This window comes from Rubrimonas cliftonensis, assembly GCF_900107585.1.
In the GTDB taxonomy this organism is placed as follows: domain Bacteria; phylum Pseudomonadota; class Alphaproteobacteria; order Rhodobacterales; family Rhodobacteraceae; genus Rubrimonas; species Rubrimonas cliftonensis.
This window is the reverse complement of the sequence record NZ_FNQM01000013.1, coordinates 26,059-40,668: the sequence shown is the minus strand read 5'-3', so window position 1 is coordinate 40,668 and position 14,610 is coordinate 26,059. Positions and strand designations below refer to the sequence as shown.

Here is a 14,610-nt window from a genome sequence, read left to right as displayed (position 1 = left end):
GCGCGTTACGCCCTTTCGGGTGGTGGGACAACGGGGCGCCGCGCCGCAGCATCGCGCGGGCGGCCCCGGCTCAGACCACGCGGAGCCATGTCGTCATGCCGCCCGCCGCGTGCTCCAGCATGTGGCAGTGGATGAGCCAGTCGCCCGGATTGTCGGCGACGAAGGCGATTTCTGCGGTCTCGCCGCGCGCCAGCAGCGTCACGTCCCGCAGCGGGCCCGGGGCGCCGTCGGCGCCGAGCCGTCGGAAATGGGTGCCGTGCAGGTGGATCGCGTGGGGCCATGCGGTGTCGTTGACGAAGGACAGGCGCAGCGTCTCGCCCAGCGCCGCCTCGATCAGCGGCGCCTCCGGCATGTCGGCGCGGCCGTTGAAGGCCCAGACCTTGCCGGCGGCGGCCAGTTCGCGCGGCCCCATGCGCTCGCCGCCCAGCATGGCGTGGCCCATCCCCCCCATGGCGCCGCCCTCCATGCGCACCGTCGCGCGACGGGCGGCGGCGAGATCGCCGAGCGGGGGGACCGGATTCGGCTGCAGCGGCGCGGGGTCCGGGCGCCGCGCGCCGCCGGCGGCGACCGAAAGCGCGCCCAGCGCGAAGGCGCCTTCGCGTTCGAAGGAGATCAGCAGCGCCTCCTCGCCCGCCGCCGCCGTCACGTCCACCAGCAGGTCGGCGCGCTGGGCCGGCGCCAGCGTCAGCCGGTCGAACGCCTCGGGCCGCGCCAGCGGCATCCCGTCGAGAGCCGCCACCCAGCCCTCCAGCCCCTGCGCGCCGACGCTCATCACCCGCGCATTGGCGGCGTTGACGAGGCGCAGCCGGAGCCGATCGCCCGCCCTGGCCGCTCCCCGCCATTCCGGCGCGCCGTTGACGGTGATCCAGTTCCCGATGCGCCCCGCATGCGCCGCGTCGTGCAGCGCGCCGAAGCTCTCCACGATCTGCGCGTCGTCGCCGAGGCGCCAGTCGTCGAGCATCAGCGTCGCGTCGCGGTCGACGTCCGGCGGCGCCGCCTCCTCGACGATCAGCGGGCCGTAGAGGCCGCGGGCGACCTGCTCGAAGCTGCGCGCGTGGCTGTGGAACCAGAACGTCCCGGCGTCCTGCGCGACGAAATCGTAGAGGAAGGCGCCGCCGGGCGGGACTGCCTCCTGCGTGAGATGCGGCACGCCGTCCATGGCGTTGGGCAGGCGCAGGCCGTGCCAATGCACCGCCGAGGGCTGCGGCAGGTCGTTGACGAAGCGCCGGGTCACGCGGGCGCCCTGCGCGACGCGGATCTCGGGCCCCGGAACGGCGCCGCCGAAAGCCCATACCGCCGTCTCGGGCATGTCCGCCGGCGCCAGCCGCGCCATGGCCGGGGCGGCCCGCAACTCTACCGCGCCCCCCTCGGCGCGCGTAAGGCGGGGCCGGAGCGCCATGGCGGCGCCAAGTCCCGCTGAGCCTGTCAGAGCAAGCAGCCGCCTGCGGTCGATCATCGGAACTCCCCCCGGACCAGCCTGATCGAACGGCGCACTGCGCGCGGCGGTCTGTCAACCCCGCGCGCGCCGCGCTCACCCTTGCGCGAGCTTCGCCGCGATGCGCCTGAGATCCTCCTCGATCGGATCCCAGGCGAATTCGGCCCGGATGATGCCGTGATCGATGGTCCCGGTCTCGTTGCGGATGCGCTTCTTGACGCTGTCGCTCTCGTCGGCCAGCGCGAGGTGGTCGTTGAACGCCTCCATCTCGACGAAGGACCAGTGGCGCTTCTCGGAGTGGTCGTAGAACTCCTCCGAGACGAGGATGTGGTCCAGCGTCTCGATCTTGTTGCGGTAGATGTAGGAGTAATAGACGTTCCGATCGCTGCGATACTGCTGCAGCGTCTCAACGGAGTAGAGGCCGCGGTCGGAGCGGGATCCGGCGCGCGAGGACGCCGCGAGCCGGTAGCTCGGCTGGGCGGAGATCACCTCGGTCGATACCGCGTAGGTGGCGTCGTTGAGGTCGCCCATCACCACGGTGGGCGACAGGGCGGCGTCCTCGCTCTCCCGCATCGCGGCGTCGAGCATCGCGCGCAGCGCCCCGGCCTCGACCATCCGGCGGACATGCGAGACGACGGCGCGCGCGATGCCGCCGTGCTCCATCAGCACGGGCAGGGTGCGGTCGGTGGTGATGCGCGCCGGGGCCTTCGACTTCAGGTGCGCCACGAACACGGCGATGTCGGGCGGCTTCGCGCCGGAGCGCACGGGCGGGCGCACCACGGCCTTCAGCACCGGACGCGAGAAGGCGGCGATGGAGATCGACACGATCTCCTCCGCGTCGCGCTGCTCGCGCAGGTTCTCAAGCCGGTAGGTTTCGGGAAACTCCGCCGTCCACTCCGGCTCGCCCACCAGCCAGCCCTTGCGGATCGCCATGGCGACCTGCGGCTTGCCCGGCCCGAGCGCGTCGCGCGCCGCCAGATCGTAGTCGTCGGCGAGACCGGCCGCCTCGAAAACGTCGCGCAGCGCCGCGACGCTCCACAGCTCCTGAAAGCCGATGACGTCGGCCTGGAGCAGGCGCACCGCCTGCGCGAGCCATGCGATTCGGGCCTCATAGGCGGCGCGGTCCGGGAAGGCCGGCGCGCCGTACACCCGGCCGTCCGCATCGTGGAGGTTCAGCAGGTTGATGGTGGCGAAGGTGACGTCGCGCTGGTTGGCCATTCTGGCGCCTCCGTGGCTGTCGGTGGCGCAGGATAGCCCGGACGACCGGCCCTTGCGCGCCCGAAGATGCGTGAACGGCGCGCCTTTCGGGTCGCCGGAGACGCGGGCCCGGTCGCGCTGCGCCGCCGCGAGGTCGCGTTTCCGGGCGGATCGCGCTATGCGGGGGGGCGACGATCCCAATTCGGAGCTGAAGGTTTGACCCAAGCGCCCCTGATCGACCCCGCACAGGCGGCCCGCATCGCCGCCGCCGACGTCCCGGACGCCTTCGCGACCCTCGGCGCGCATCCCGACGACGGGGCCTGGGTGGTCCGGGCGCATGTTCCGGGTGCGGAGGCGGTCGCGCTGGCGGGGCGGGACGGCGGGGCGGAGATCGCGACGCTGGAGCCCGCCGGCGCGCCGGGCCTGTTCGCCGCGCGCCTCGCCGAGCGTCCGGCCCCTTGGCGGCTGCGCGCGCGCCGCGGCGGCGACGTGTGGGAGATCGAGGATCCCTACCAGTTCGGCCCCGTGCTCGGGGCGCAGGACGAGCATTACATTTCGGAAGGCGCCCACATGCGACTCTGGGAACGCCTCGGCGCCCATCCGACGACCCATGAGGGCGTGGCGGGCGTGGCCTTCGCCGTCTGGGCTCCAAGCGCGCGGCGGGTCTCCGTCGTCGGCGCGTTCAACGACTGGGATGGGCGGCGCCACCTGATGCGCCCGCGCGGCGCCTCGGGAATATGGGAGATATTCGCGCCCGGCGTGGAGGCCGGCGCCCTCTACAAGTACGAGATCATGGCCGCCGACGGGCGCGTGCTGCCGCTCAAGGCCGATCCGGTCGGCTTCGGCTCGGAGCATCCGCCCGCCACCGCCTCCATCGTCCGCGACCTCTCGGGCCGCGACTGGCGCGACGGCGAATGGCTGGCCGCCCGCGCCGCCCGCCAGCGCCGCGACGCGCCGATCTCGATCTACGAGACGCATCTGCCGAGCTGGCGGCGCGCCGAGAACAACCGCCCGCTCAGCTATCACGAACTGGCCGACCAGCTCGTTCCTTACGTCCGCGACATGGGCTTCACCCATATCGAGGCGCTGCCGGTCAGCGAATATCCTTTCGACGGCTCGTGGGGGTACCAGCCGGTCGGGCTCTACGCGCCGACCATCCGCCATGGCGCGCCCGGCGAGTTCCGCGATTTCGTCGAGGCCTGCCACGCCGCCGGGATCGGGCTTATCCTCGACTGGGTGCCGGCGCATTTCCCCGTCGACCCGCACGGGCTGGCCATGTTCGACGGTCAGGCGCTCTACGAGCACGCCGACCCGCGCGAGGGCTTCCACCCCGACTGGAACACGGCGATCTACAACTACGGCCGGCGCGAGGTCTCGAACTTCCTCATCGCCAACGCGCTCTACTGGCTGAAGGAGCACCATGTCGACGGGCTGCGCGTCGATGCGGTGGCTTCAATGCTCTACCGCGACTACAGCCGCAAGGAGGGCGAGTGGATCCCCAACCGCTACGGCGGGCGGGAGAACCTCGAGGCGGTCGAGTTCATCCGCCGCATGAACCAGACCGTCTATGGCGAGGACGCCTCGGTGATGACGGTGGCGGAGGAGAGCACGGCCTGGCCCGGCGTCTCCAAGCCCGTCGACGCCGGGGGCTTGGGCTTCGGCTACAAGTGGAACATGGGGTGGATGCACGACACCCTCACCTATATCGGCAAGGATCCGATCCACCGCCGGCACCATCACCACCAGATGACCTTCGGGCTCGTCTATGCGTTCAGCGAGAACTTCATCCTGCCGCTCAGCCATGACGAGGTGGTGCACGGCAAGGGCTCGATGTATGCTCGGATGCCCGGCGACGAATGGCAACGCTTCGCCAACCTGCGCGCCTACTATGGCTTCATGTGGACCCATCCGGGCAAGAAGCTGATGTTCATGGGCCTCGAATGGGGCCAGCGGGCGGAGTGGAACGCCGACGCGGCGCTCGACTGGGCGGCGCTCGACAATCCGCTCCACAAGGGCGTACAGACGCTGATCCGCGACCTCAACCGCCTCTACCGCGAGACGCCGGCGCTGCATGCGAAGGACTGCGAGAGCGACGGCTTCCAGTGGATCGAGGCCGATGCGGCCGACCAGTCGCTCTACGCTTGGGCGCGCTTCGGCGCCGCGGGCGACGCGCCCGTGCTGATCGCGGCGAACTTCACCCCGGTCCCGCGCGAGGGCGTGCGCATCGGCGTTCCGGCGCCGGGGCGCTGGCGCGAGGTGCTCAACACCGACGCCGTCGCCTATGGCGGGTCGGGGTACAGGCCGAACAGCGCGCGCGACAGCGAGGCCGTCGCGGCGCAGGGTCGGGAGCATTCGCTGACGCTCGACCTGCCGCCGCTGGGTCTGACGGCGTTCGTCCTGGAGAAGTGAGGCGGGCGCGGTCTCAGCGCCAGCCGAAACCGGTCGCCTTCTCGACCACCAGCGCGTCGTGGCGCCGGCGCAGCGCGTCGAGCGCGGCCATGAGTTCCGGGTCGGCCAGCAGCGCGGCGTAGTCCTCGCCTTCGGGGGAGGCGTCCCAGTCGTTCGCGACGAAGCGCGCGTAGGCCAGCCCGGCGCCGGCCACGCCGAGGTCTGCGCCCGGGAAGCGCCCGGCGGCGAGACCGAGCCGGGCGGCGAAGGCGATGTCGTCGAGCCCGCTGTAGGGCGCGCCGTCCGCGTCGCGCATGTTGAGGAAGATCATCGCGTCGCCGAACGCCGTGTAGCCGCCGCCGAGCCCCGCGTCCTCCGCGACGGCGGCCTCGAAGAACGACTGCGCCAGCGCCGGCGTCAGGACGTCCTCGGGAAAGTTCACGACGACGTAGCCGGTGTCGCCGCCCTCCTCCGCCAGCGCCGTCACGAGCACGCTCCACTGCCGCAGGACGTAGCCCAGCGCCGCGGCCAGCCGTGCGGCCTGCGCCTCGTCGGCGAAGATCTCGGTCTGAAGCGAGGCGTTGGTGCGCAGGAGATAGCCGCCGGGCGTGAGCTCGGTCGTCGCGGTCGCAGGGTCCAGCCCGGTCGCGCGGATGACGTCGGCCACCAGCGCGGTGTGGACGGCGTCGGTCAGTTCGGCGCGCTGGGCGTAGTCCGCTCCGTCGAGGTCGAGCGCGAGCTGCGCCGAGGGGATCGCCTCGTAGCCGAGAAGCCGCGTCTCGTCCTTCGCCGCCCCGGGACCGGAGAAGAAGCCGAGAGCGGCCGACAGGACGAGAAGCATGGCGGGTCGCATGTCGATCTCCGAGGCCGAGGCCCATCGGCGGGCGCGCCCGAGGCTGCCGCGTCCGGCGGCCGCCCGCAAGCGCTTCCCCGCCGGGGCGCTCGATGCTATGCGGCGCGAGCGTCCAGATGTCCGGAGACCGCCGAGATGAAAGCCCGCGTCACCGTCACCCTCAAGCCCGGCGTGCTCGACCCGCAGGGCGCCGCCATCGCGCAGGCGCTGGGTGGGCTCGGCTTCACGGGCGTGCAGGGCGTGCGGCAGGGCAAGCTCATCGAGATCGATCTCGCCGAGGGCGACGCCGCCACGGCGCGCGCCGAGGTCGAGGCGATGTGCGAGAAGCTGCTCGCCAACACCGTGATCGAGACCTACGCGGTGGAGATCGCATGAAGGCCGCGGTCGTCGTCTTTCCCGGCGCGAACTGCGATCGCGATCTCGCGGTCGCGCTGCGCGCCGCGGGCTTCGACGTCGCGATGCACTGGTGGAAGGACGCCGGACTGCCGCAGGGGCTCGACGTCGTGGGCCTGCCGGGCGGCTTCTCGTTCGGCGACTACCTGCGCTGCGGCGCCATCGCGGCGCGCGCGCCGGCGATGGACGGGGTGCGCGCCCACGCCGCCCGCGGCGGCCTCGTGCTCGGGATCTGCAACGGCTTTCAGGCGCTGATCGAGGCCGGGCTGCTGCCCGGGGCGCTGATGCGCAACGCCGGGCTCAGGTTCGTCTGCCGCACGGTGGGGCTGGAGACGGCGGGCCGGAGCCCGTTCACCCACGGCGTCCCCCCGACCCTGCGCCTGCCGGTCGCCCACCATGACGGCTGCTTCGTGGCCGACGACGAGACGCTGGCGCGGCTGAAGGGCGAAGGCCGGGTCGCGTTCCGCTATGCGCCGGGCGAGAACCCGAACGGCTCGATGGACGACATCGCCGGCGTGCTGTCGGAGAACCGCCGCGTGCTGGGGCTGATGCCGCACCCCGAGCGCGCCGCCGACCCGGCGCTCGGCCCGGCCGACGGCGCCGCGCTCTTCGCCGCGCTGGCCGGCGCCGGCGCCGGCGCGCCCGCCTGAGCCGGGCGCTCGCTCCGCCGGCTCGGCTCAGCCTCGCGGGCGCGCGGGCGCGACGCTGACCAGCGTGACGCCTAGGGTTGCGAGCGCCACCGCCGCGAGCGGACCGGCGCCGGGCGCCTCGCCGAGAAACAGCCAGCCCATGAGCGTCGCCAGCGCCGGCACCAGCGCCGCGGAGCCCGCCGCCCGCGTCGCGCCGAGTTCGCGGATCGCCACCGCATAGGCCGCGACCGACAGCACGCCCGACACCAGCCCATGCGCCGCGAACCAGCCGAGCGCCTCCGGCGGCGGCAGCATGTGCAGGGTCAGCCCGCCCATCGCCCCGCCGAGCGCCAGCAGCGCGACCAAAAGGCTCGACCAGAAGCCGACGATGGCGGTGGCCTCCACCGGCGTCAGCCCCGAGCCGCGGTAGCTCAGCGTGTAGACCGCCCAGCCGATCGCCGCCGCCGTGACCCAGGGCGCGCCCGCGAGCGTCTGCGGCGCCGCGGCCCAGAGCGCGAGGGCGACCGCGCCGCCGATCATCGCCAGCCCCGCGACGGCGAGCCTTGAGAAGCGCGCGCCGAAGAACATCGCGGCCAGCAGCGCGGCCCAGAGCGGCATGGCGCCGGGGGCGAGCGCGGCGAAAAGGGCGGCGTCGGCGCTCTCCAGCCCTTTTGCGGCGAACAGGGCGAAGGGCGCGCCCCAGCCCAGCGTCATGCCCATGAGCCGCCAGCGCGCCACGCCCGCGGGAACCGGCCCGCGCCGCAGCCACACCGGCGCCAGCGCCAGCGCCGGGCCGGCGTAGCGCAGCGCGGCGACGTCGAGCGGCGTCAGCGCCGAGGCGGCGGCGCCGGCGCGCGTCAGCACGATCCACCCCGCCCAGACCAGCACGGCGAAGGCGGCGGCGGCGTAGCCGAGGGCGGGGCCGGCGAGGCGCGGGGAGGCTGGTCGCATCGGGGCCATCGGCGTCCGCTCCTCCTCGCCGGCGGCGCGCGCCCGCGAGGGCAGGCTAGCCGGGCGTCGCGCCGGGCGACAGGGGGGCGGCGAGGCGCGCCGCGAGATCGCGGGCGGCGGGAAGCTGGCGCTCGAGGGTCGCGGCCCACGGTCCATGCCCGCCCGCGCGCAGCGCCGCCGCCGCCTCCGCCAACTGCGCCGCCGCCCGCGCCGCCAACGCCGCGTCGCCGGCGCGCTCGGCCAGCGAGACCATCGCCACCGCCTGATTGCCGCGCGCGTTGGCCCAGTCGAGGGGGACGCGCTCTCGGGTCCATTCCTCCAGCGCGGCGCGGTAGGCTTTGATGGCCTGCTCCAGCCGCTCGGTTCCCGGCTCGCGTTCGCCGAGGGTCCAGAGCGCGATCCCGAGGTTCATCTGGGTCCTGGCCCAGTCGAGGGGGACGCGCTCGCGGGTGTATTCCTCCAGCGCGGCGCGGTAGGCTTGGACGCCCTGCTCCAGCCGCTCGGTTCCCGGCTCGCGTTCGCCGAGGGTCCAGAGCGCGATCCCGAGGTTCATCTGGGTCCTGGCCCAGTCGAGGGGGACGCGCTCGCGGGTGTATTCCTCCAGCGCGGCGCGGTAGGCTTCGACGGCCTGCTCCAGCCGCTCGGTTCCCGACTCTCGCGCGCCGAGGGCTTGCAGCGCGTTCCCGAGGTTCATCTGGGTCATGGCCCAGTAGAGGGGGACGCGCTCTCGGGCAAGCTCCTCCAGCGCGGCGCGGTAGGCTTCGACGGCCTGCTCCAGCCGCTCGGTTCCCGCCTCGCGTTCGCCGAGGGTCTTGAGCGCGGTCCCGAGGTTCATCTGGGTCTTGGCCCAGTCGAGCGGGACGCGCTCTCGGGTGCGCTCCTCCAGCGCGGCGCGGTAGGCCTGGACGGCCTGCTCCAGTCGCTCGGTTCCCGGCTCGCGTTCGCCGAGGGCCGCGAGCGCGTTCCCGAGGTTTATCTGAGTGCTGGCCCAGTCGAGGGGGGTGCGTTCGCGTGTCCATTCCTCGAGCGCGGCGCGGTAGGCTTCGACGGCCTGCTCCAGCCGCTCGGTTCCCGGCTCGCGCTCGCCGAGGATCCTGAGCGCGGTCCCGAGGTTCATCTGGGTCATGGCCCAGTCGAGGGGGGTGCGTTCGCGTGTCGATTCCTCGAGCGCGGCGCGGTAGGCTTCGACGGCCTGCTCCAGCCGCTCGGTTCCCGCCTCGCGCGCGCCGAGGGTCGTGAGCGCGGTCCCGAGGTTCATCTGGGTCATGGCCCAGTCGAGGGGGACGCGCTCTCGGGTGCGCCCCTCCAGCGCGGCGCGGTGGGCCTGGACGGCCTGCTCCAGCCGCTCGGTTCCCGGCTCGCGTTCGCCGAGGGTCTGGAGCGAGACGCCTAGATCGTTCAGGGCGGCGCCGCGCTGGTCGGCGTCGACCGCCTGCGCATGGGCGATGCGGGCGAGGTCGGCGGCCACCGCCAGATCGAGGTTCAGGCCCTGGTCGCGGCCCCGCATATGCCATTCGTCCCATCTCGCCCGCAGCGCGGCGAAGCGCGCCGAGGCGTCGGGGGTCTCCAGCGCGATGATCTCCGCAATGCGCGTCGCGGCGCCCGACGCGTCGAGCCGGGAGAGGGCGGCGGCGATGGCGCGGCGCTTGGTCGCGACATGGGCGGCGGTCATCGCCTCCTCCTCGGCCTCGATGTCGCGGCGCCGCGCCGCCAGCGCCGTCAGCGCCGCCGCCTCGCGCCGCTCCAGTTCGGTCACGAGGATCCAGAAGCGCTCCACGTCGTCGGCGTCATGCGCGGCCTGCGCGTCGGCGCGCAGGGGGCCAAGGTCGGGCGTGAGGTTCGACAGCGCGCCGCCGTCCGCCCGTCCGCGCGCCGCGCGCCACTCCACGGCCATCTCGAACAGGGTCGCCTCGATCTGGTCGGGCGCGACCTCCCGCTGCGCAGCGGTGCGGATGAAGCCGAGGATGAGGCGGTCGCGCGCGCCCAGTTCGCCGCGCAGCCGCTCGACCGCCGCCTCGACCTCGCGGCGGATGGCGGCGGGCAGGGCGTCCAGCGTCTCGCGCAGCCCGTCCACCGCCTCGAACAGGCCGCGCCAGAGGTCGGGGGCGAGGCGGCTGGTGAAGTCCGGGTTGGCGAGCAGGCGGGCGTAGGCGCGCGTGCAGACGTGCAGCAGGAAGCTGCGGGCCAGATGCGCCTCGGCGTTGCGCGGGTCGGGGTCGGCGTAGGCGACGGGCAGCGCGGTCTGGGCTCGGGCGAGCATTGCGCGGGCCAGCGCCCCCGCGTCGAGCCGGCGGCCGACGATCTCGGCGGGCGCGGGGTGCAGCCGGTCGATCACCAGCGCGAAGGCGGTGCGGGCGCCGGTGCGAGCCTGCTCGCCGGCGCCTGTCTCGCTCTCAGCCCATGATCGCCAGTCGTCGCAGAGTTCGGCCGACAGTCGGGTGATGACCGCGTCGCGGTCGCTTGCCCGTTTGCCGCTCAATCTGGAAAGCAGGCCGGCGCCGCCCGTCGCGGCCTCCCCGACCCCTGCGGGCAGGGCGACGCCGGTCGCGCCGAAAGCCGCAGCCGCCGCGCCCACCGCGATGATCGCCAGTTTCTCGCGGCAGGCCTCGTCGTCCAGCAAGGGGCGCCCCTTTCCAATGCGCGCCGAGCGTAACCGGCGGCGGCCCGGCGCGGCTAGGCCAAACTCGCCCCCCTCGCTTGACAGGCGCCGCGGCCCGCGCGAGACGGCGGCTGTCGGGCCGGAGGGGATGAGGGACATGGACGCCGCAGACGCTCTGGAGCCGCAGGTCACGCAGGGGCTCGCCGCCGACCACGGGCTGAAGCCCGACGAGTACCGGCGCATCCTCGACCTGCTGGGCCGCGCGCCGAGCTTCACCGAGCTGGGCATCTTCTCGGCGATGTGGAACGAGCACTGCTCCTACAAGTCGTCCAAGCGTTGGCTGCGCACGCTGCACACCGAGGGGCCGCAGGTCATCTGCGGGCCGGGCGAGAACGCCGGCGTCGTCGACATCGGCGCCAACGAGAACGGCGTCCGGCAGGCGGTGGTGTTCAAGATGGAGAGCCACAACCACCCCTCCTACATCGAGCCCTATCAGGGGGCGGGCACCGGCGTCGGCGGCATCCTGCGCGACGTGTTCACCATGGGCGCGCGCCCCGTGGCGGCGATGAACGCGCTGAGCTTCGGGCGGCCCGAGCATCCGAAGACCCGCAGCCTCGTGGCGGGCGCGGTGGCGGGCATCGGCGGCTACGCCAACGCCTTTGGCGTGCCGACCGTGGGCGGCGAGGTGCGGTTTCACGCAGGCTATGACGGCAACTGCCTCGTCAACGCCTTCGCGGCGGGCGTGGCGGACGCGGACGCGATCTTCTACGCCGCCGCCTCGGGCGTGGGGCGGCCCGTCGTCTATCTCGGCGCCAAGACCGGCCGCGACGGCGTCGGCGGCGCCACCATGGCCAGCGCCGAGTTCGACGAGACGATCGAGGAGAAGCGCCCCACGGTGCAGGTAGGCGACCCGTTCACCGAGAAGCGGCTGCTGGAGGCGTGCCTGGAGCTGATGGCGTCCGGCGCGGTGGTCGCCATCCAGGACATGGGCGCGGCGGGGCTGACCTGCTCGGCGGTGGAGATGGGCGACAAGGGCGGGCTCGGCGTCACGCTCGACCTCGACGCCGTGCCGTGCCGCGAAACCGGCATGACCGCCTACGAGATGATGCTGTCGGAGAGCCAGGAGCGGATGCTCATGGTGCTGCACCCCGAGAAGGAGGCCGAGGCGCGCGCCATCTTCGACAAGTGGGACCTCGACTTCGCCGTGGTCGGCGTCACCACGCCGGAGGACCGCTTCATCGTGAAGCATCGCGGCGCGGTGAAGGCCGACCTGCCGCTCGCCGCGCTCTCGGGCAGCGCGCCGGAATACGACCGGCCATGGGAGGAAAGCCCCGCGCCGCCGCCGCTCGGGGCCCTGCCGGAGATCGACCCCGCCGAGGCGCTGCTGAAGCTGATGGCGCACCCCAACCACTGCTCGCGGGCGTGGGTGTGGGAGCAGTATGACGGGCAGGTGCTCGCCGACACGGCGCAGCTTTCGGGCGGCGACGCGGGCGTGGTGCGCGTGCACGGAACGGCGAAGGGCCTCGCCTTCACCTCCGACGTCACGCCGCGCTACTGCTTCGCAGACCCGGTGGCGGGCGGGCGGCAGGCGGTGGCGGAGGCTTGGCGCAACCTCTGCGCGGTGGGCGCCGAGCCCCTCGCCTGCAGCGACAACCTCAATTTCGGCAACCCCGAGAAGCCGCGCATCATGGGCCAGCTCGTGGGCTGCGTGACCGGCATCGGCGAGGCCTGCCGGGCGCTCGGCTTCCCGATCGTGTCCGGCAATGTCAGCCTCTACAATGAGACCGACGGCGCCGCGATCCCGCCGACGCCGACCATCGCGGGCGTGGGCCTGCTGCGCGATCTCTCCTTGATGCTGACGATACGGCCCGACCCAGGCGACGCGCTGGTGCTGCTGGGCGATACCACCGGCTGGATGGGCCAGTCGGCGCTGCTCGCGGACCTCTTTGACCGCGCCGAGGGCGCGCCGCCGCCGGTCGATCTGGCGGCCGAGGCGAGGGCCGGGGGGCTGGTCCGGGCGCTGGCCGGGGCGAAGCTGGTCTCCGCGGCGCATGACCTCTCCGACGGCGGGCTCGCGATGGCGGCGGCGGAGATGGCGCTGGCGGCGGGCTGCGGCGCGGCGCTCATGGCCGATGCTGGCCTGCCGGCGCTGGGCTGGTTCTTCGGCGAGGATCAGGCCCGCTATCTCGTCGCGGCAGCCGAGGCCGGCCCCGTGCTGGCGCTGGCCGCCGAGCACGGCGTCCCGGCGTGCCTGGTCGGCCGCATGGAAGGCGACGCCATCGCGCTCGACGCCGCCGCCGTTCCGCTCGCGACGCTGCGGGCGGCGCATGCCGGCGGGTTCGCGCGGCTGATGGGCGAGGGCTGAGGCGGCTTCAGAACGCCGGCGCTGCGTCGTCGAGCTGCAGCTTTACTCGGCGGCGGCCCTTCCAGTCGTCGAGCATCAGCCGGCCCGCGAGGTGCGCGCGCTCCCCCGCGCGGCCGAGAAGGAAGTCGCCGAGGCTGTCGGCGCCGGGCCGCGGCGCGTCCAGGGCGCCGAAGGCGATGGCGTCGAGGCTCGCGGCGCCGTCGCTCAGCCGCAGCGCCACATGGCCGGCGCCGACGATGCGCGCCGAGGCGATGCGCACGGCGGGGGCGGCGAAGCGCGGCGCGGGGGCCGAGGCGCCCCAGGGGCCCGCCTGCTCCAGCGTCTCCGCCAGCGCCACGGTCGCCGCGCCGGGGCCCACGGCGCCGTCGAGCCGGAGGTCCGACGGGCCTTCGCGGCCGGCGCCCTGCCGCGCCAGCAGCTCCGCCAGCCGCGCCATCGCAGGTTCGACCATGTCGCCGGCCACGCTCAGCCCCGCCGCCATGCGGTGTCCGCCGCCCTTCAGCAGCAGCCCTTCGCGCGCCAGCGCGGCGATCGACGAGCCGAGGTCGACGCCCTGCGTCGAGCGGCCAGAGCCCTTGCCCTCACCCTTGCCGTCGCCGGCCGCGTCCAGCCCGATCACGACGGCGGGGCGGTTGAAGCGCTCCTTCAGGCGGCTCGCGACGATGCCGACGACGCCGGGGTGCCAGCCCGGCCCGGCGGCCCAGACCAGCGGGCCGTCGGCGCCGCGCGCCTCCGCCTGCGCGAGCGCCTGGGCGAGAACCTCCGCCTCGATGGCGCGGCGCTCCTCGTTCAGCGCCTCCAGCCGCGCGGCGACGGCCTCGGCCTCGCGGACGTCCTCGGTCGAGAGCAGCCGGGCGCCGAGCCACGCCTCGCCGACGCGCCCGCCGGCGTTTATGCGCGGGCCGAGCATGTAGCCTAGATGGAACGATCCCGGCGGGCCGCTGAGCCGGGCGACGTCCGCGAGCGCGCGCAGGCCCGCGTTGCCGCGCGCGGCGAGCACCTTCAGCCCCTGCCGCACGAAGGCGCGGTTGAGCCCGGTCAGCGGGGCGACATCGGCGACGGTCGCCAGCGCCACGAGGTCGAGCAGCGGCAACGGGTCGGGCGTCGCGACGCCGAGGCGCCGCAGCGCGCGGTTGGCCGCGACGATCAGCAGGAACGTCACGCCCGCCGCGCAGAGCGGGCCGAGCCCCGCCGTCTCGTCCTGCCGGTTGGGGTTCACCACCGCCAGCGCCTCCGGCAGCGTCTCGCCGCAGAGATGGTGGTCGGCGATCAGCACGTCGGCGCCCGCGGCGCGGGCCGCGGCGACCGGCCCATGGCTGAGGCTGCCGCAGTCGACGCAGATCACGAGGTCGTGCACCGCGCCCAGCGCCGCCATCGCGGGGTCGTTCGGACCGTAGCCCTCGTCGATGCGGTCGGGGATGTAGAGCGTGGCGCCGACGCCGAAATGGCGCAGCCAGCGCGCCAGCATGGCCGAGGCGCAGGCGCCGTCCACGTCGTAGTCGCCGAACACCGCGATCCGCTCGCCATCGCGCGCGGCGCGGGCGAGGCGCTCGGCGGCGGCGTCCATGTCGCGCAGGGTGGAGGGGTCCGGCATCAGCGCCTTGAGCGAGGGCGCGAGATAGGCTCCCGCCTCCTCCGGCGCCACGCCGCGCGCCGCGAGCACGCGGCCGACGATCTCCGTCACGCCAGCCCTCTGGGCGATTGCGGCGCCCATCCGCTCCACCGCGGCGCTCGGACCAACCCAGCGCCGCCCGCCGACCGAGCGCGCCACCCCAAGATATGCCGCTGCATCCAACATAC

Annotated in this window: 10 protein-coding genes; 4 read left to right on the top strand and 6 right to left on the bottom strand. The window is 74.0% G+C overall.

The window, feature by feature from the left end; genetic code table 11:
• Positions 1–70 precede the first annotated feature (70 nt).
• Complete coding sequence (locus BLW43_RS16510) at positions 71–1,456, bottom strand: multicopper oxidase family protein (RefSeq protein WP_245731097.1); 1,386 nt, start codon at positions 1,454–1,456, stop codon at positions 71–73.
• Positions 1,457–1,531: 75 nt separating this feature from the next.
• Complete coding sequence (locus BLW43_RS16505; RefSeq protein ID WP_093255146.1) at positions 1,532–2,653, bottom strand: endonuclease/exonuclease/phosphatase family protein; 1,122 nt, start codon at positions 2,651–2,653, stop codon at positions 1,532–1,534.
• Positions 2,654–2,848: 195 nt separating this feature from the next.
• Between BLW43_RS16505 and glgB the strand changes: the two genes are divergently transcribed.
• Positions 2,849–5,041, top strand: a complete 2,193-nt coding sequence (gene glgB, locus BLW43_RS16500; RefSeq protein WP_245731096.1) for a 1,4-alpha-glucan branching protein GlgB — start codon at positions 2,849–2,851, stop codon at positions 5,039–5,041.
• Positions 5,042–5,054: 13 nt separating this feature from the next.
• Here glgB and BLW43_RS23655 read toward each other — a convergent pair whose 3' ends face one another.
• Positions 5,055–5,873 carry a hypothetical protein gene (locus BLW43_RS23655; RefSeq protein ID WP_093255143.1) on the bottom strand — a complete coding sequence of 273 codons (819 nt, stop codon included), beginning with the start codon at positions 5,871–5,873 and terminating at the stop codon, positions 5,055–5,057.
• A gap of 135 nt (positions 5,874–6,008) precedes the next feature.
• Between BLW43_RS23655 and purS the strand changes: the two genes are divergently transcribed.
• Positions 6,009–6,248: a phosphoribosylformylglycinamidine synthase subunit PurS gene (gene purS, locus BLW43_RS16490; protein ID WP_093255141.1), complete on the top strand. Its 240-nt coding sequence runs from the start codon at positions 6,009–6,011 to the stop codon at positions 6,246–6,248.
• On the top strand, positions 6,245–6,916 hold the full coding sequence (gene purQ, locus BLW43_RS16485; RefSeq protein ID WP_093255140.1) for a phosphoribosylformylglycinamidine synthase subunit PurQ: 672 nt from the start codon (positions 6,245–6,247) through the stop codon (positions 6,914–6,916). The genes purS and purQ overlap by 4 nt, the downstream gene beginning before the upstream one ends.
• A gap of 27 nt (positions 6,917–6,943) precedes the next feature.
• Here purQ and BLW43_RS16480 read toward each other — a convergent pair whose 3' ends face one another.
• Entirely contained in the window at positions 6,944–7,855 is a 912-nt protein-coding gene (locus BLW43_RS16480) for a DMT family transporter (RefSeq protein ID WP_175478960.1), read from the bottom strand.
• A 46-nt stretch (positions 7,856–7,901) separates the two neighbouring features.
• Complete coding sequence (locus BLW43_RS24055) at positions 7,902–10,466, bottom strand: tetratricopeptide repeat protein (RefSeq protein WP_217632212.1); 2,565 nt, start codon at positions 10,464–10,466, stop codon at positions 7,902–7,904.
• 136 nt (positions 10,467–10,602) lie between these two features.
• Here BLW43_RS24055 and purL point away from each other — a divergent pair, with 136 nt between their 5' ends.
• Positions 10,603–12,810 carry a phosphoribosylformylglycinamidine synthase subunit PurL gene (gene purL, locus BLW43_RS16470; protein ID WP_093255137.1) on the top strand — a complete coding sequence of 736 codons (2,208 nt, stop codon included), beginning with the start codon at positions 10,603–10,605 and terminating at the stop codon, positions 12,808–12,810.
• Between the two features lie 7 nt (positions 12,811–12,817).
• Here purL and recJ read toward each other — a convergent pair whose 3' ends face one another.
• Complete coding sequence (gene recJ / locus BLW43_RS16465; protein WP_093255135.1) at positions 12,818–14,608, bottom strand: single-stranded-DNA-specific exonuclease RecJ; 1,791 nt, start codon at positions 14,606–14,608, stop codon at positions 12,818–12,820.
• Between the last annotated feature and the right edge of the window lie 2 nt (positions 14,609–14,610).